The sequence below is a fragment of the Mycobacterium sp. PTI7 genome, assembly GCF_056679845.1.
Window position 1 is genome coordinate 1,980,640 of the sequence record NZ_CM155252.1, and the last position, 16,853, is coordinate 1,997,492.

Genomic DNA, 16,853 nt, shown 5'->3' on the forward strand with positions numbered 1-16,853 from the left:
TGCGGCGATCCCGCAGCTCAGCGCGACGCTGCCGGGTCCACCACCACCCGGGACGCCGGCGCGGCGACCGCTGGACGATACTGATCACCATGCTTGACACGTGTCAGCTGCTGGCCTCGCTGCGCGTGCTGGACGTCGGTGACGCCGGGTCCGACGGCGTCGGACGCCTGCTCGCCGATCTGGGCGCGGACGTCCTGAAGATCGAGCCACCCGGCGGGTCGCCCGCCCGCCACCGCGCGCCGACCGTGGCCGGGGTGGGCATCCCGTTCGCCCTCGACAACGCGAACAAGCGGTGCGCCGAACTCGACGCCGGTGTCGCCGACGACCGCGACCGGTTGATGGCGCTCGCGGCCGAGGCCGACGTGGTCGTCGACGGCGGCACGCCCGGCGGCCTGGCGGCGTTCGGGACGTCGACGGCCGACCTCGCCGACAGGTTCGGCCACCTCGTCACGCTGTCGGTGACCGACTTCGGCACCACCGGGCCCCGCGCCTCGTGGCGTGCGACCGACTCGGTGCTCTACGCGATGTCGACGGCGCTCTCGCGGTCCGGCCCGACGGTCGGGCGCCCGGTCCTCCCGCCGCACGGCATCGCCTCGGCGACGGCGGCAGCGCAGGCGGCCTGGGCGGTGCTGGTCGCCCACCACCAGCGGTTGCGCACGGGCAGGGGCGACCACGTGGACCTCTCCCGCCTCGAGGCCGTCGTCCAGTCGCTCGACCCGCCGTTCGGGTCCGAGGGGCAGGCCGCCGTCGGTCTCAAGGCGTCGGGGCAGCTGTGGCGCGGTAGACCCCGCAACCAGCAGATCTACCCGACGTTCGCGTGCCGGGACGGGCGCGTGCGGCTCTGCCTGCTCTCAGCGCGCCAGTGGCGGGGCATGCGGGCCTGGCTCGGCGAGCCGGAACGCTTCGCCGACCCGTCGTTCGAGACGATCGCCGCCCGCTACGCCGCGTCGGCCGAGCTGAACGCCCTGATCGGCGCGTGCTTCGCCGACCGGACGATGGCCGAACTGGTGGCCGAGGGGCAGACGCGCGGGGTGCCCGTCGCCGCCGTCCTGAGTCCTGCGGAAGCGCTCGCGCAGGAACACTTCCGCACCGTCGGCGCGCTGACCCCCGTCGAGTTCGCCGATGGGTTCTCCATACCGGTGCCCGCCGGTGCGTTCGTGGTCGACGGCGCGCACGCCGGGCTCCGGGCGCCGGCACCTGCGGCGGGACGGGACCGGGCGGAGTGGCTGGCGCGGGCACGACCCACGCCGTCGGTGACCCCGGCGCCTGCGGGGTCGCGTCCGCTGGCCGGCATCCGGATCCTCGACCTCGGCGTCATCGTCGCGGGCGGCGAACTCGGGCGCATCTTCGCCGATCTCGGCGCGGACGTCGTGAAGGTGGAGAGCGCCGCCTATCCCGACGGGCTGCGCCAGACGCCGCCGGGCCGACCGATGAGCAGGTCGTGGGCGCTGACCCACCGCAACGAGCGCAGCCTCGGCCTCGACCTGCGACACCCCGAGGGCGCGGCACTGTTCCGGCGCCTGGTGGCGTCCGCCGATGCGGTGTTCGCGAACTTCAAGCCGGGAACGCTTGCCGCACTGGGGTTCTCACACGACGAACTACGGGCCGTCAACCCACGCATCGTGCTCGCCGAGAGCAGCGCATTCGGCGCCACCGGGCCGTGGAGCACGCGAATGGGATACGGGCCGCTGGTACGCGCGACGACGGGCGTCAGCAGGCTGTGGGCGGACCGTCATCCCGGCGGCGACGGACCCCACGGAGCCGCCGACCACCACGAGCCCCTGTTCGATGCCACCACGATCTTTCCCGACCACGTCGCGGCGAAGCTCACCGCGGTCGCCGCACTGGCCGCCCTGATCGCCCGCGACGACACCGCCGCACGGGTGCACGTGTCGCAGGCCGAGGTGGCGATCAACCAGCTCGCCGCGTCGTACGTCGCCGACGCCGCGCGTGCGGCCGGCGCGGACGTGCGGGCCGACGATGCCGTGAACGCCGTCCTGCCGTGCGCCGGCGACGACGAGTGGTGCGTCGTCTCGGTGACATCCGACGAGCAGCGCGCGGCGCTGGCCGCGGCCATCGGTCTGGCCGGAACGCCCGCGGGCGACACCGATCTGGTCGACGCCGCGGCCGCGTGGACGGCGCTGCGGGACGGCCCGGAGGTCGCCCGCACGCTGCAGGACGCGGGCGTGCCCGCCGGACCGATGAACCGCGCCGTGGACGTGCTCGCCGACCCGCAGCTCACCGCCCGCGCAGTGTTCGGCGAGATGACGCACCAGCTGTTCGACGTCGTGATGCCCACCGAGGTCCGCCCCGCCCGGTTCCGGCACGTCGCCGACGCCGACCTCCGCCCGGCACCCATGCCCGGCGAGCACACCGAACGGATCTGCCGCGAGGTCCTCGACATGACGGCCGACGAGGTGGCCGCACTGGTCGCCACGGGCGCGCTCTTCACCGGACCCGGCTCCGGTGCACCCTCGACCACCGAACCCACCGCGTGACCCGGCGAGCCGGTCACCCCAGCAGGAAGGTCCATCCGTGACCATCGATCCCCGCACCCCGGTCCTCGTCGGCTACGGCCAGGTGACCCAGCGCGACGTCGATCCGACGACCGAACCGGTCGACCTGATGGAGTCGGCGGCACGGGCAGCCGCCGACGCGCGCGTGCTCGAGGCCGTGGACTCCGTGCGCATCGTCAATCTGCTGTCGTGGCGGTACCGGAATCCGGGACTGCTGCTGGCGCAACGGATCGGCGCGTCCGGCGCCGAGAGCCGGTACACCAGCATCGGCGGCAACGTGCCGCAGTCCCTGGTGAACCAGGCGTGCCTCGACATCCAGGCCGGCCGTCTCGACACCGTCCTCATCGCCGGTGCCGAGACGTGGCGCACCAGAACGCGGGTCAAGGCGGCCGGCGACCGCCTGAACTGGACGACGCAGGACGACTCGGTCCCCGTGCCCGTTGGCGGTGACGAGCAGTTCCTGATGGCGGGCGAGGTGGAGATCCGCATCAAGCTGGACCGGCCGTCCTACGTCTACCCGATGTTCGAGCAGGCCGTCCGGATCGACGCGGGGGAGACCCCCGACGCGCACCGGAGGCGGATCGGCGAGCTGTGGGCCCGGTTCAGCGAGGTGGCCGCGGCCAACGAGTACGCGTGGAGCCGCGAACCCGTAAGCGCCGAGGACGTCTGGCAGCCCAGCGAGAAGAACCGGATGGTCAGCTGGCCGTACACCAAGCTGATGAACTCCAACAACATGGTCGACCAGGGTGCCGCGCTGGTGCTGACGTCCGCGGAGAAGGCCACGTCCCTGGGGATTCCGCGCGACCGCTGGATCTTCCCGTACGCGGGCACCGACGCGCACGACACGTACCTCATCGCCGAGCGGGCCGAGTTCCATCGCTCGCCGGCGATCCGGATCGCCGGGCGCCGGGCGCTCGAACTCGCGGGCGTCGGCATCGACGACGTCGATCTGGTCGACGTGTACTCCTGCTTCCCGTCGGCGGTCCAGGTGGCGGCCCGCGAACTCGGCCTGCCCCTGGACGATCCGCGGCGGCCACTCACCGTCACCGGCGGACTGACCTTCGCGGGCGGGCCGTGGAACGACTACGTGTCGCACTCCATCGCCACGATGGCGGAACTCCTCACCGCCCGGCCGGATTCGATCGGGCTGATCACCGCCAACGGCGGCTATCTGACCAAGCACAGCTTCGGGCTCTACGGTGCGACGCCGCCCACGGCCGAGTTCCGTTGGGACGACGTGCAGTCGGAGGTCGACGCAGAGCCCACCCGGGTGGCCGAGGGCGCCTGGGCGGGCGCCGGGACGGTGGAGACGTGGACGACGCCGTTCACCCGCGAGGGCGCTCCGGAGAAGGCCTTCGTCGCGGTCCGCACACCCGACGACACCAGGGCGCTCGCGGTGCTCACCGACCCGTCCGACGCGCTGGCCAGCGTCGCCGAGGACATCGCGGGCGCGACCGTGACGGTGGCGGCCGACGGCACGGCGGCGCTCAGCTGATCTCTAGCGGATCGTGTAGCCGCCGTCGATGAGGAGGTCGGCGCCGTTGATCATCGCCGCCGCGTCGGAGGCGAGGAACACTGCGGCCGCAGCGATCTCGTCGGGATAGGCGAACCGGCCGGTCGGGATCAGCTTCTTCAGCGCGTCGCCGCGCGGGTTGTCCCACGCCGTGATGCCCAGGTCGGTCAGCACGACGGTCGGCGAGATGGTGTTGACCCGCACGCCGCGCCCCGCCCATTCACTGGCCAGCACCTTGGACACGCCGACGACCCCGAACTTGGAGGCGCAGTAGGCGACGTGCTGGTCGAGTGCGACGGTCGCCGCCTGCGAGGCCATGTTGACGATCGCGCCCCGGCCCGCCGCCAGCATGTGCCTGCCCGCGGACTGGCACACCAGGAACGTGCCGGTGAGGTTGATCGCGATGGTCCGCGTCCACATGTCGAGCGGCAGGTCCTCGGCGGGTGCCAGCGCGGCGATGCCCGCACTGTTGACCAGGACGTCGATCCGGCCGAAGTGGCCGACCACCGCGTCCACCGTCGCGTCGACCGACGTGGGATCCGCGACGTCGCAGGCGAAGCCGCGGGAGCCGTCGAGCCGGCCGGCGATGGCCTCCGCGCCGCCGCCGTCGAGGTCGACCGCGGCGATCACGGCACCCTTGCCCGCCAGCGCCTCGGCGATCGCGGCGCCGATCCCGGATGCGGCGCCGGTGACCATGGCCACCTTGCCGTCGAGTCGAAAGTCGAAGTCCACCTGCGGGGTTGACACGTTTCGAGTCCTCTCGGTCATGCGAGCACCGCGGCCGCGATGTCGCTGTCGGTGACCAGGGACGAGACCAGACCGGACCGCAGCACGGCACGCGTGGCGGCGATCTTCTCGTGGCCCGTGGCCAGGGCTATCCGGGTGGGGATGGCGCGCAGCAGCGCCTCGTCGATCCCCATCCGGCGTTCGTCGAGGCCCGCGACGCGCGCGCCCTCGTCGTCGAGCAGCAGTGCGCAGGTCTCCGCGACGACGCCGGCGGCCTCCAGTGCCGCCGCCTCGTCCTCGGCCAGCGAGCCGTACACCTGGGACGCGCCGGGCACCCACGCGCCCACCGAGACGATCGCGCAGGTGACCTTCTCGTGGCGGGCGACCGTCTCGCGGATCTGCGGGTTGTCGTACAGGCTCTCGGACGTCCGGGCATCGGTCACGACGAGCGGGGCGTACAGCGGCCAGGACTCGCCGCCACTGACCTCGCTGATCCGGCGCACCAGGTCGACGCCGCTGTGCGTGATGGCACCCGCCATGCCGGTGAGCTGGACGACGTCGCAGCGGGGCAGCGTCGTGAGGTGGGGCGCGATGTTGGTCAGGGTGCGGCCGCAGTCGACGCCGATCACGTCGCCGTCGCGGAGGATCGACTGCAGCAGCTCGGCCATCGCCTTGGCGACGGCGTCCACGCGGTCGGCGTCGTTGGTGGTGTCGGCGGCGACGGCGTACGCGTGCTCGAGGCCGTAGCGCCGCTGAAGTGCCGTCGACAACTCCACGTCGACCGATCCGGGGTTGTGGATCCTGATCTCGACCATGCCGGACTCGATGGCCTCGTCGAGCATCCGCGCGACCTTGAACCGGGACAGCCCGAACTCCTCGGCGATCTGGACCCGGGTGCGTCCCTCCAGGTAGTAGCGGCGTGCGATGACCGCGCGCTGGAACAACTCGTCGGGTCCCACGACGGCCTCCTCGCCCTATCTGACCAGCACTCCACCGGCCGGCTGCACATATGTGCAGCGGCGTTGACATATGAGCATAGGGGTTGCATGATCCAAGTCACAACGATTCGACAGCTTCCGGCACGACACGAGCGCGCCGCACCACACCGGAGATCTGACACGCATGGGCATGGACGACACGGCGCTCGCCTCCGTGGCGGGAACGGTCCTGCGGCGCGAGTCCGCAGCCGTCGCCGCACTCGTCGGCTCCGCTGAGCCCGGTGTCGTCGACGTCGCACGGCGGATGGTCGGCATCACGGGCAAGGTCGTCACGACCGGTTCGGGGACGTCGGGCATCATGGCCGAGCGGCTCGCGCACCTCCTGTCGGTGTGCGGCACGCCCGCGGTGTACCTCCCCGCGATGGACGCCCTGCACGGCGGCATGGGCGCGATCACCGACACCGACCTCGTCCTCGCCGTCTCGAAGACCGGCCAGTCCGCCGAACTCACACGACTGGTCGACCGACTGGTCGCCCGCGGCGTGCACGTCGTCGCCGTCACCGAGTCACCCCGGTCGCCGTTCGCGGCAGCCGCGACGAGCGTCGCCACCTTGCCCGCGACGCCGTCCGGTGCGGACCCCGGCGACATGATCGCCACCGCCAGCACCCTGGTGGTCGGCGCGTGGGGCGACGCGGTCGCCGTCGTCGCGATGGCGTTGCGCGGACACACCCTCGACGACGTCGTGGACAGCCACCCGGCCGGCGGCGTCGGCTTCCGGGGCAGCAGGCCCGGCGACGATGCCCCGGTGGTGTCGGCATGAGCGATCCCGAATCCGTCGTCCTCGGCGTCGACTCGTCCACCCAGTCGTGCAAGGTCGAGGTCCGCGACCTCGTCACCGGCAGGCTTCTCGCGACCGGTTCCGCACCGCACCCGCCGGCGTATCCGCCGAGCAGCGAACAACATCCGAGCGAGTGGGTGTCGGCGTTCGTCGCGGCCGCGACCGAGGCGCTGTCCCGGTGTGCCGCGCCGCCGCGGGTGCGCGCCATCTCCGTCGCCGCGCAGTGCCACGGCCTGGTGCTCCTCGACGAGGCCGGCCGCCCGCTGCGCGCCGCGAAGCTCTGGAACGACACCACCGGCGCCGCGCACCTCGCCCGCCTGGTCGACGACATCGGCGCCCAGCCCTGGATCCGTCGCATCGGCTCGCTGCCCACAGCAGCGTTCACCATCGCCAAGGTGGCGTGGATGGCCGAGCACGAACCCGGCATGCTGGACCGCGCCGCGGCGATGGTGCTGCCGCACGACTACCTCGTCTACTGGCTGACCGGCGCCCTGGTGACCGACCGCTCGGAGGCGTCGGGCACCGGCTACTTCGACACCGCCGCCCGACAGTGGGTGCCCGAATACCTCAGCCTCGCAGCGGGTCACCGCGACTGGCCGGCGCTGCTGCCCACCGTCCTCGGCCCGTGCGAGTCCGCGGGCACGCTGCGCGGCGCGGCCGCCGAGGCCCTCGGCATCCGCGACGCCGACGTCGTGGTCGGACCCGGTGGCGGCGATCAGCACGCCGCCTACCTCGGCCTCGGGCTCGACGACGGCGACCAGTACATCGGCATCGGCACCTCCGGCGTCGTCGCCACGTCCTCTCGCGCACCGGTCTTCGACCCGACGGGGATGGTCGACGGGGTCGCCGACCTGACGGGCGGCTACCTGCCGCTGGTGAGCACGCTCAACGCCGCCCGCGTCGGCGACGTCGCGGCCGGACTGCTGGGCACCGACCCGGCCACGCTGGCCGACCTCGCGCTCGCCGCCGGCGACCGGCGCGGCCCGATCCTGGTGCCGTTCCTCGACGGCGAGCGCAAGCCCAACCGGCCCGACGCCCACGGCACCGTCGCCGACCTCACCTCGCACACGACGCGCGAGGAACTGGCCCGCGCGTTCGTCGAGGGGCCGCTGCTGTCGCTGATGAGCGCGCGGGACGACCTGCGCGCGTGCGGCGTCGACGTCGGCGGCAACCCCGTCGCCGTCGGTGGGGGCACCCGGTCGCGGGCGACCCTGCAGCTGCTCGCGGACCTGCTCGGCGACGAGATCACCGTGCTCGACGCCGACGAGGCCACCGCGCGCGGCGCCTGCGTGCAGGCCGCCGCCGTCGCGTCGGGCAGCGACGTGGGCGGCCTGCGCGACCTCGCCAAGCGCTGGCAACCCGCAGTGCGGGCACAGGTTTCGCCGCGCACCACCGGTCGCGACCTCGGCGCGGTGCGCGGCCGGTACGCCGACCTGGCGCGGCTCACCCAGCTCGACGGGGAGGCCGGGCGATGACCGCGCCCGCCGTGCTCGCACCGTGGCACCGCGACTACCCGGGCCGGATCGCCGGCTCCATGTACGCCGCCGCACCGGACGACCGGGTGGCCACCGCGGCAGCGCTCGCCGGCGCAGGCATGGCCGTCCACGCCGACGTGATGGCCGCGGACGAGGGTCTGCCCGCCGGCGTCACCCTGGCCGAACTCGCGGCCGCCGCCGAGCGCGTCGCACCCACCCGGATCGACGTGCACCTGATCGGCTCGGCGGACTTCGTCGACGACGTGCTCGACGACGTGCTGGCCACCCGCCCCGCACGGGTCTTCCTGCCGTGGGCGGCCTTCACCGAGGGCCGTGCCGACGGGATCCGCACCGCCGGCGCCGGCGCGTGGATCACGGTGTGGGACGAGTGGGACGGCGTCACCGACGGTCCGCACTGGCCCGCGGAGCCCGACGGCATCCTGGTGATGCTGATCGAGCCGGGTACCTCCGACCGGTGCCGCATCGCGCGGTTGAACCTCGTCACCGCGTGCACCATCGGGCACCCCGAACTGCCCGTGATGGTGGACGGCGGCGTCACCGAAGACATTGCGCCACTGTGCATGACGGCCGGCGTCGAGCAGATGGTCGTCGGCCGCGCACTACTGAACTCCAACCGAAGGGAAGCGACGTGACCGACACATTGCCCGACACCATGCGGGCCAGCGTCATGACGGGGGTCGAGACCCTGCGCATCGAGGACCGGCCCGTGCCGGCACCCGGACCGCGCGAGGTCCTCGTCGAGGTCGCCGCGGTCGGCGTCTGCGGCTCCGACGTGCACTACTACCGGCACGGCCGGATCGGCGACTTCGTGGTCGACGAACCGATGATCCTCGGCCACGAGCTGTCCGGCCGGATCGCCGCGGTGGGCGACGGCGTCGACCCGGGCCGCATCGGCCAACGCGTCGCCGTGGAACCGCAGCACCCGTGCCGGCGGTGCACGCAGTGCACGGCGGGCCGCTACAACCTGTGCCCGGAGATGAAGTTCTACGCCACACCGCCCGTCGACGGCGCGTTCTGCCGCTACGTCACCATCGACGACGACATGGCCCACCCCGTGCCGGACTCGATGTCGGACGAGGCCGCCGCCCTGCTCGAACCGCTGTCGGTCGCGATCACCACGATGCGCAAGGCCGGTGTCGCGCCGGGCACCTCGGTGCTGATCGCCGGCGCAGGCCCGATCGGGGTCATCTGCGCGCAGGCCGCGCGGGCGTTCGGCGCGGCCCGCATCGTCGTCAGCGATCCCGTCGCGTCGCGGCGTGAGGGCGCGCTGCGGTTCGGCGCCACCGAGGCGCTGGACCCGATGACCGACGACGTCTCGTCGATCGACCCCGTGGACGCCTTCATCGACGCCAGCGGCGTTCCCGTGGCCGTGGTCGCCGGCATCAAGGCGGTGGGACCCGCCGGACGCGTCGTGCTGGTCGGCATGGGCGCCGACGAGTACGCGCTGCCCGTCAGCCACATCCAGAACCTCGAGATCACCGTCACCGGGGTGTTCCGGTACACCGACACCTGGCCGGCCGCAATCCATCTGGTGGCCAGCGGGGCCGTCGACCTCGACGCGATGGTCACCGGTCGCTACGACCTCGAGCACGCCGCCGACGCCCTCGAGAGCGACACCGACCCCGACAGCCTCAAGTCCATCGTCCGTCCGAATTGAGTGAGCTTCCAGTGACAACCGCGACACAGACCGGCGCAGCGAGCGCGACCAAGACGTCCCCCTTCGACCTGACCGGCCGCACCGCCCTGGTGACCGGTGGAAACCAGGGTCTGGGCAAGGCCTTCGCCTTCGGCCTCGCCGAGGCCGGGGCCACCGTGGCGATCGCGGGGCGCAGCGGCGAACGCAACGACGTCGTCGTCGCGGAGGCCGCGGAGCAGGGCCACGTCTTCCACCCGATCACCGCCGACATCACCCGCGCCGACGACGTCGCGCGGATGACCGCCGAGGCCATCGCGGCGCTCGGCCACGTCGACATCCTGGTCAACAACGCGGGCACCTGCTATCACGCCGAGTCGTGGGACGTCACCGAGCAGCAGTGGGACGACGTGTTCGACCTGAACGTGAAGGCCCTGTGGGCGTGTTCGCTCGCGGTGGGCGCCCACATGCGCGAGCGCGGCAGCGGTTCGGTGGTGAACATCGGCTCGATGTCGGGGCTGATCGTCAACCGCCCGCAGATGCAGCCCGCGTACAACGCGTCCAAGGCCGCCGTGCACCACCTCACCAAATCGCTTGCCGCGGAATGGGCGCCGCTCGGCATCCGGGTGAACGCCGTCGCGCCGGGCTACTGCAAGACCGAGATGGCGCCGGTCGACCGGCCCGACCTCAAGCGGCACTGGATCGACGACGCACCGCAGCAGCGGTACGCGATGCCCGAGGAGATCGCGCCCAGCGTGGTGTTCCTCGCCAGCGACGCCGCATCGTTCATCACCGGCTCCGTGCTGGTGGCCGACGGCGGGTACACCGCATGGTGACGCCCACCGTCGCCGACGTCACCACCATCAGGCGCGTCGTCGTCAACGCCCTCGACGACGTGGTGTTCGAGACCGTGCCCCGCGCCGATCCCGCGGCGGGGGAGGCCAGGGTCGACACGACGCTCGTCGGCGTGTGCGGGTCGGACCTGCACGCTGCCTGCGGCCGCCACCCGTTCATCGACCTGCCCTACCGCCCCGGACACGAGGCCGTCGGCGTCGTCGAGGCCGTGGGCGATGGCGTCGACCAGGACTGGGTGGGCCGCCGCGTGGCGCTCGAACCCAATCTCGCCTGCGGACACTGCACGCAGTGCGTCGCCGGTCGGTACAACATCTGCCGCGACCTCCTGGTGTTCGGCTGCCAGACACCCGGTGCGCTGGCCGACTCGTTCACCGTCGCCACCGACCGGCTGGTGCCGATCCCCGACGACCTCGACGACGTGCGCGCGATCCTGATCGAGCCGCTGGCGACCCCGGTGCACACGGTGCGCCGTGCCGCCGAGCTGGTCGGCGACCTGCGCGACCGTGCCGTCGTCGTCATCGGTGCGGGCCCGATCGGCCTGTTCGCGTTGCTCGCCGCGCGGCACGCGGGTGCGCGCGTCGTGGTGGCCGACCTGCTCGACTCCAAGCGCGCCCGCGCCGAACGCCTCGGTGCGGTGGGCACCTTCGACCCGACCGCCGACGACGCGGTGGCCCGGGCACTGGACCTGCTCGGCGGACCCGCGGCGGTGGTCATCGACTGCGTGTCCCGCGAGAGTTCGGTGGCCCAGGCCGTCGACCTCGTCGACAAGGGCGGCGCGATCATGGTCGTCGGCGTGGCCGAGGGCCCGGTGAGCGTGCCGCTCAACCTCATTCAGGACCGGGAACTCGCCCTGGTGGGCAACCTGATGTACGTGCGGGAGGACTTCGAGGCGGCGATCGACCTGCTGCGCTCGGGCACCGTGCCCGTCGGTGAGATCGTCAGCGCCGAGTTCGACCTCGATCACGCCCCCGAGGCGTTCACCGCTTCGGCGGATCCGGAGAACGTCAAGGTACTCATCCGCGCGGGAGGTTCCTCGTGACCGAGACAGTGCTCGAATGCGCCGACATCAGCAAGAGCTTCGGCGGCGTCCCGGTGCTCAAGGGCATCACGCTGAACCTGGCCCCGGGCACGGTGACCGCACTGGCCGGTGAGAACGGCGCGGGCAAGTCGACGCTGATGAAGATCGTGAGCGGCCAGTACACCGCCGACTCCGGCACCGTCACCGTGCAGGGCGCCCACCTCGCGCCGGGCAACACCCGCGACGCGGTGCGCCACGGCGTGGCCATCGTGCCCCAGGAGCTCGCCTCGATCGAGGACATGACCGTCTACGAGAACCTGTTCGTGGGACGGGAACTCACGGTCGGGCCGTTCCTCAACCGACGCGCCATGATCAGCGAGGCCGAGGACACGCTCGCGGTGTTCGACGTCGCCATCCCACCCACCGCACGCATGGGCAGCCTGCCCGTGGGCCTGCGGCAGATCGTCGAGATCGTCAAGGCCGCCCGCACCGGCGCACGCGTGGTCATGCTCGACGAGCCCACGTCGGCCATCTCCGAGCGGGAGGTCGAGGGTCTCTACAAGATCGTGCGCCGGCTCCGCGAGCACGGTGTCGCCATGGTCTACACCACCCACAAGATGGCCGAGATCCGCGCCATCGCCGACCGCGTGGTGGTGCTGCGCGACGGCGGCCTGATCCTCGACGAGACCATCGACCGCGTCACCGACGACGACATCGTCACCGCAATGATCGGGCGCGAACTCGACGCACTGTTCCCGTCGCGGGTCCCCCCGACGTCGGAGGCCGTCCTCGAGGTGCGGGACCTGCGCGTCGACGGTGCGTCGGAGCCCGTGTCGTTCTCGGTGCGGGCCGGTGAGATCCTCGGTCTGGCAGGCCTCGTCGGTGCGGGCCGAACCGAACTCCTGGAGGCCATCTTCGGCGCCAGGCACACCTCGGCCGGCGACATCGTGGTCCGCGGCCGCTCCGTGAAGCGCAATTCGCCCGCAGCCGCCATCACCGAGGGCATGGCCATGGTGCCCGAGGACCGCAAGATCTCGGGCGTCGTGCTGTCGATGAGCGTGCTGGACAACGGTTCGCTGCCGCGGTTGTCGTCGTTCAGCGTGGCGGGCTGGCTGCGCGGCAAGTCGCGGTCGAAGGCCGTGTCGGACGTCATGCAGTCGGTCCGGCTCCGCAGCAGCGGTCTGGGTCAGCTCGTCGGCACGCTGTCGGGCGGCAACCAGCAGAAGGTGGTGCTGGCCCGGTGGCTCACCGGTGACGTCAACGTGCTGCTGCTCGACGAGCCGACGCGCGGCGTCGACGTCGGCGCCCGCAGCGAGATCTACCGCATCATCACCGAGTTCGCCGAGGCCGGCATGGCCGTCGTGATGGCGTCCTCGGACATGCCCGAGATCATCGGGCTGTCACACCGGGCGTTCGTCATGCGAGAGGGCGCGTTCGTCGGCGAACTCGACCGCGACGCCCTCGATCACCCGGCGGTCCAGGAATCCGTGTTCCGGATGGCCACCGCACTCGACGGGCCCCGGCACGTCGATGGCACCCCAACCCCGACGGCCGACGCTCGGCCTGATTCATCGGAGGCAGCACAGTGAGCACCCCACTCGACACCGAGGACGCACCGGAGTCGTCCAAGACCGTCGTGACGTCGCCGATCACCGGGGAACCGGTCAAGCTGTTCTCCCGGGAATGGCTCGGCGGCATCGCGCTGCGGTACTCGATGGTCATCATCATGCTGCTGGTCATCGCGTACTTCAGTTACCGCAGCGCGCGATTCGGCACCGTCGACAACCTGGTCACCATCCTCGTCGCCGCGGCGCCCTTCGCGCTCATCGCCCTCGGGCAGACGCTCGTCGTCCTCACCGGCGGCATCGACCTGTCGGTGGGCAGCGTCATCGCGGTGTCGGCGATGGCCGGTGCCGCGACCGCCAAGGCGAACCCGGGCCAGGTGTGGATGACGGTCTCGGTCGCCATGCTGGTCGGCCTGGTCGTCGGCTCGGTGAACGGGATCCTGGTCTCGCGCATCAACGTTCCACCGTTCATCGCGACACTGGGTACGTTGACGGCCGGCTCGGGCCTGGCGTACGTCATCGGCGGCGGCGCCCCGATCAACGGTCTGCCCGCCGAGTTCGGGTCCATCGCCAACACCAAGGTGCTCGGGCTGACCATCCCGGTGCTCGTCATGATCCTCGGCATCGTCGTGCTGGCGGTCGTGATGAAGCGGACCACCTACGGCATGCGCGTCTACGCCGTCGGCGGCAACCGCAACGCCGCCGAGATCGCGGGCATCAACGCCAAGAACGTGCTGTTCAGCGTCTACGCCCTGTCCGGCCTGCTCGCCGGAATCTCCGGCGTCATGCTGGCGTCGCGCGTCATCTCCGGCCCGCCGAACCTGGGCCAGGGCTACGAGCTGGACGCGATCGCCGCCGTCGTCATCGGCGGCGCGAGCCTGATGGGCGGCCGCGGCACCATCTGGGGAACGGTGTTGGGCCTGTTCATCATTCAGACCCTGAACAACGGCCTCGACATCCTCGTCGTACCCGCCTACTGGCAGGACGTGATCAAGGGCGTCCTCATCGTCGCCGCCGTGGCCGTGGACGTCTGGTCCTCGCGACGGCGAACGTGACCGCCCGCGCGCCGGGCCACCGAAGTTTTGGAACCAACCCCACCGAAGGAAAGAGAACACAGATGAGACTGGGAACGAAGATGTTCGCGGTTGCCTCGGCCACCGTGCTGGGCTTCGGCATGACGGCGTGCGGGGCGGGTGACACCGAGGCCAACAGCGACACCACCCGCGTCGGCGTCTCGGTGTACGACATGAGTTCGTTCATCACCGCCGGCAAGGAAGGCATGGACCAGTACGCGAAGGACAACGACATCGAGCTGGTGTGGAACTCCGCCAACCTCGACGTGTCCACCCAGGCCAACCAGGTCGACTCGATGATCAACCAGGGTGTCGACGCGATCATCGTCGTTCCCGTGCAGGCCGATTCACTCGGACCGCAGGTCGCCTCGGCCAAGGCCAAGAACATCCCGCTGGTCCCGGTCAACGCGGCGCTCGACAGCAAGGAGATCGCAGGCAACGTGCAGCCCGACGACGTCGCCGCCGGTGAGCAGGAAATGCAGATGATGGCCGACGCCCTCGGCGGCCGCGGCAACGTCGTGGTCCTGCAGGGTCCGTTGGGCCAATCCGGTGAACTCCAGCGCACCGAGGGAATCAACAACGTCCTTCGCAAGTACCCGGACATCAAGGTGCTCGCCATGGACACCGCCAACTGGAAGCGCGACGAGGCCGTCAACAAGACGAAGAACTGGATCTCCGGTTTCGGTGACCAGATCAACGGTGTGGTGGCCGAGAACGACGACATGGGTCTCGGTGCACTGCAGGCGCTCAAGGAGTCCGGACGCACCGTGCCGATCGTGGGCATCGACGGCATCGAGGACGGCCTGAACGCCGTCAAGAGCGGTGAGTTCATCGGCACGTCGCTGCAGAACGGCACCGTCGAGCTGTCCGCCGGACTCGCCGTCGCCAACGCGCTCGCCAAGGGCGAGCAGGTCAACAAGGAGCCGGTGTACATCATGCCGGCGATCACGAAGGACAACGTCGACGTCGCCATCGAGCACGTGGTGACCGAACGACAGAAGTTCCTCGACGGCCTGACCGAGCTGACCACGCAGAACCTCAAGACCGGCGACATCGCCTACGAGGGCATCCCCGGCCAGAAGCAGCCGTGACCACCCATTCCACCCATCAGGAAGTGAGATCGATCAGATGAGACTGTTCACCAGAATTGGGGCGATCGCCGCGGCAGGCGCCCTCGGACTGACCATGACCGCCTGCGGCGCAGGCGATACCGAGGCCAACAGCGACACCACCCGCATCGGCGTGACGGTGTACGACATGAGTTCGTTCATCACCGCCGGCAAGGAGGGCATGGAGGCCTACGCCAAGGCCAACGACATCGAGCTGGTCTGGAACTCGGCCAACAACGACGTGTCCACCCAGGCCGGCCAGGTCGACTCGCTGATCAACCAGGGCGTCAAGGCGATCATCGTCGTTCCGGTGCAGGCGGATTCGCTGGCCCCGCAGGTGGCCTCGGCCAAGGAGAAGGGCATTCCGCTGCTCGCCGTGAACGCGGCGCTGGACACCCCGGACCTCGCGGGCAACGTGCAGCCCGACGACGTCGCCGCCGGTGAGCAGGAGATGCAGATGATGGCCGACCGGCTCAACGGCCGCGGCAACATCGTGATCCTGCAGGGCCCGCTCGGCGGCTCCGGTGAGATCAACCGCGGCAAGGGCATCGACAACGTCCTCGCCAAGTACCCCGACATCAAGGTGCTCGCCAAGGACACCGCGAACTGGAAGCGCGACGAAGCCGTCAACAAGACGAAGAACTGGATCTCCAGCTTCGGACCGCAGATCAACGGCGTCGTCGCCCAGAACGACGACATGGGTCTCGGTGCGCTGCAGGCACTCAAGGAGGCCAACCGCACCGACGTGCCGATCGTCGGCATCGACGGCATCGAGGACGGCCTCAACGCCGTCAAGAGCGGCGAGTTCATCGGCACGTCGCTGCAGAACGGCACCGTGGAACTGTCCGCGGGCCTGGCCGTGGCCAACGCCCTGGTCAAGGGCGAGCAGGTGAACACCGAGCCGGTGTACGTGATGCCGGCGATCACGAAGGACAACGTCGACGTGGCCATCCAGCACGTCGTGACCGAGCGCCAGCAGTTCCTCGACGGACTGGTGGACCTGACGAAGAAGAACCTCGAGACGGGCGACATCGCCTACGAGGGCATCCCGGGGCAGAAGCAGCCCTGACCGAGGGTTCCGGCAGGCTCTCGCCGGGGCGACCGTGGGCCCCGTGTGCGCATTCGACAGGATGCGGACACGGGGCCCACTTCCGTCCGCGATGAGTTCCACCGCCGGCGGCGGTCTACCCCTGACAACCCGACGAGAGGATGGACCGTGTCCTTCGAACACGTGCTGGCCGTCGTCCCCGTATCCGACATCGAGGTGTCGGGTGCGTGGTACGCCAAGCTGTTCGGCCGCCCGGCCGACAACAACCCCATGCCGCCGCTCGTCGAGTGGCAGGTGGTGCCCGGCGGGTGGGTGCAGGTGTTCGTCGACGAGCAGCGCGCCGGCTCCGGGCTTGTCAACGTCGCCGTCGACGATCTCGCGGCCCACGTCGAGGGTGCCCGCGCGGCGGGCCTCTCGCCCGGCGACGTCGAGGACGTGAACAAGGGCGTCCAGCTGTCGACGCTCACCGACCCCGACGGCAACCTCGTCCGCATGATCGGCGGCTTCCGCGTCGAGTACTGACCG

General features: G+C 71.0%; 15 protein-coding genes. 13 read left to right on the top strand and 2 right to left on the bottom strand.

The window, feature by feature from the left end:
- The first annotated feature begins 89 nt into the window (after positions 1–89).
- Together AC1MEY_RS09560 and AC1MEY_RS09565 are read left to right on the top strand one after the other, a co-directional pair.
- Complete coding sequence (locus AC1MEY_RS09560) at positions 90–2,498, top strand: CoA transferase (protein ID WP_480230406.1); 2,409 nt, start codon at positions 90–92, stop codon at positions 2,496–2,498.
- 37 nt (positions 2,499–2,535) lie between these two features.
- Positions 2,536–4,011 carry an acetyl-CoA acetyltransferase gene (locus tag AC1MEY_RS09565; protein ID WP_480230407.1) on the top strand — a complete coding sequence of 492 codons (1,476 nt, stop codon included), beginning with the start codon at positions 2,536–2,538 and terminating at the stop codon, positions 4,009–4,011.
- Between the two features lie 3 nt (positions 4,012–4,014).
- Here AC1MEY_RS09565 and AC1MEY_RS09570 read toward each other — a convergent pair whose 3' ends face one another.
- Positions 4,015–4,776, bottom strand: a complete 762-nt coding sequence (locus AC1MEY_RS09570; RefSeq protein WP_480230408.1) for a GolD/DthD family dehydrogenase — start codon at positions 4,774–4,776, stop codon at positions 4,015–4,017.
- A 17-nt stretch (positions 4,777–4,793) separates the two neighbouring features.
- On the bottom strand, positions 4,794–5,714 hold the full coding sequence (locus tag AC1MEY_RS09575) for a sugar-binding transcriptional regulator (protein ID WP_480230409.1): 921 nt from the start codon (positions 5,712–5,714) through the stop codon (positions 4,794–4,796).
- A gap of 163 nt (positions 5,715–5,877) precedes the next feature.
- Here AC1MEY_RS09575 and AC1MEY_RS09580 point away from each other — a divergent pair, with 163 nt between their 5' ends.
- The 11 genes from AC1MEY_RS09580 (at position 5,878) to AC1MEY_RS09630 (ending at position 16,850) form a co-directional block, all read left to right on the top strand.
- Positions 5,878–6,513, top strand: coding sequence for an SIS domain-containing protein (locus AC1MEY_RS09580; protein WP_480230410.1), 636 nt, complete (start codon positions 5,878–5,880; stop codon positions 6,511–6,513).
- Positions 6,510–8,006, top strand: coding sequence for an FGGY family carbohydrate kinase (locus AC1MEY_RS09585; RefSeq protein WP_480230411.1), 1,497 nt, complete (start codon positions 6,510–6,512; stop codon positions 8,004–8,006). Before AC1MEY_RS09580 ends, AC1MEY_RS09585 begins: the two co-directional genes overlap by 4 nt.
- Positions 8,003–8,659: a ribulose phosphate epimerase gene (locus tag AC1MEY_RS09590; RefSeq protein WP_480230412.1), complete on the top strand. Its 657-nt coding sequence runs from the start codon at positions 8,003–8,005 to the stop codon at positions 8,657–8,659. The genes AC1MEY_RS09585 and AC1MEY_RS09590 overlap by 4 nt, the downstream gene beginning before the upstream one ends.
- A 35-nt stretch (positions 8,660–8,694) precedes the next feature.
- Positions 8,695–9,684: an NAD(P)-dependent alcohol dehydrogenase gene (locus tag AC1MEY_RS09595; protein ID WP_480231396.1), complete on the top strand. Its 990-nt coding sequence runs from the start codon at positions 8,695–8,697 to the stop codon at positions 9,682–9,684.
- Positions 9,685–9,695: 11 nt separating this feature from the next.
- Positions 9,696–10,496, top strand: coding sequence for an SDR family NAD(P)-dependent oxidoreductase (locus AC1MEY_RS09600; RefSeq protein WP_480230413.1), 801 nt, complete (start codon positions 9,696–9,698; stop codon positions 10,494–10,496).
- Positions 10,490–11,554, top strand: a complete 1,065-nt coding sequence (locus AC1MEY_RS09605) for a zinc-dependent alcohol dehydrogenase (protein ID WP_480230414.1) — start codon at positions 10,490–10,492, stop codon at positions 11,552–11,554. Before AC1MEY_RS09600 ends, AC1MEY_RS09605 begins: the two co-directional genes overlap by 7 nt.
- Positions 11,551–13,122 (top strand): sugar ABC transporter ATP-binding protein, encoded by a 1,572-nt coding sequence (locus AC1MEY_RS09610; RefSeq protein WP_480230415.1) that lies wholly within the window; start codon positions 11,551–11,553, stop codon positions 13,120–13,122. The genes AC1MEY_RS09605 and AC1MEY_RS09610 overlap by 4 nt, the downstream gene beginning before the upstream one ends.
- Positions 13,119–14,153 carry an ABC transporter permease gene (locus tag AC1MEY_RS09615; protein ID WP_163799396.1) on the top strand — a complete coding sequence of 345 codons (1,035 nt, stop codon included), beginning with the start codon at positions 13,119–13,121 and terminating at the stop codon, positions 14,151–14,153. Before AC1MEY_RS09610 ends, AC1MEY_RS09615 begins: the two co-directional genes overlap by 4 nt.
- A 62-nt stretch (positions 14,154–14,215) precedes the next feature.
- Entirely contained in the window at positions 14,216–15,262 is a 1,047-nt protein-coding gene (locus AC1MEY_RS09620; RefSeq protein ID WP_480230416.1) for a substrate-binding domain-containing protein, read from the top strand.
- 37 nt (positions 15,263–15,299) lie between these two features.
- Entirely contained in the window at positions 15,300–16,349 is a 1,050-nt protein-coding gene (locus tag AC1MEY_RS09625; protein WP_480230417.1) for a substrate-binding domain-containing protein, read from the top strand.
- Positions 16,350–16,496: 147 nt separating this feature from the next.
- Positions 16,497–16,850 (top strand): VOC family protein, encoded by a 354-nt coding sequence (locus AC1MEY_RS09630; RefSeq protein WP_480230418.1) that lies wholly within the window; start codon positions 16,497–16,499, stop codon positions 16,848–16,850.
- The last annotated feature ends 3 nt before the right edge of the window (positions 16,851–16,853 follow it).

Bases quoted from the DNA above. Each gene is read 5' to 3' on its own strand.
- AC1MEY_RS09560 (WP_480230406.1), top strand. From the start codon at position 90: ATGCTTGACACGTGTCAGCTGCTGGCCTCGCTGCGCGTGCTGGACGTC.
- AC1MEY_RS09580 (WP_480230410.1), top strand. From the start codon at position 5,878: ATGGGCATGGACGACACGGCGCTCGCCTCCGTGGCGGGAACGGTCCTG.
- AC1MEY_RS09585 (WP_480230411.1), top strand. From the start codon at position 6,510: ATGAGCGATCCCGAATCCGTCGTCCTCGGCGTCGACTCGTCCACCCAG.
- AC1MEY_RS09590 (WP_480230412.1), top strand. From the start codon at position 8,003: ATGACCGCGCCCGCCGTGCTCGCACCGTGGCACCGCGACTACCCGGGC.
- AC1MEY_RS09595 (WP_480231396.1), top strand. From the start codon at position 8,695: ATGACGGGGGTCGAGACCCTGCGCATCGAGGACCGGCCCGTGCCGGCA.
- AC1MEY_RS09605 (WP_480230414.1), top strand. From the start codon at position 10,490: ATGGTGACGCCCACCGTCGCCGACGTCACCACCATCAGGCGCGTCGTC.
- AC1MEY_RS09620 (WP_480230416.1), top strand. From the start codon at position 14,216: ATGAGACTGGGAACGAAGATGTTCGCGGTTGCCTCGGCCACCGTGCTG.
- AC1MEY_RS09625 (WP_480230417.1), top strand. From the start codon at position 15,300: ATGAGACTGTTCACCAGAATTGGGGCGATCGCCGCGGCAGGCGCCCTC.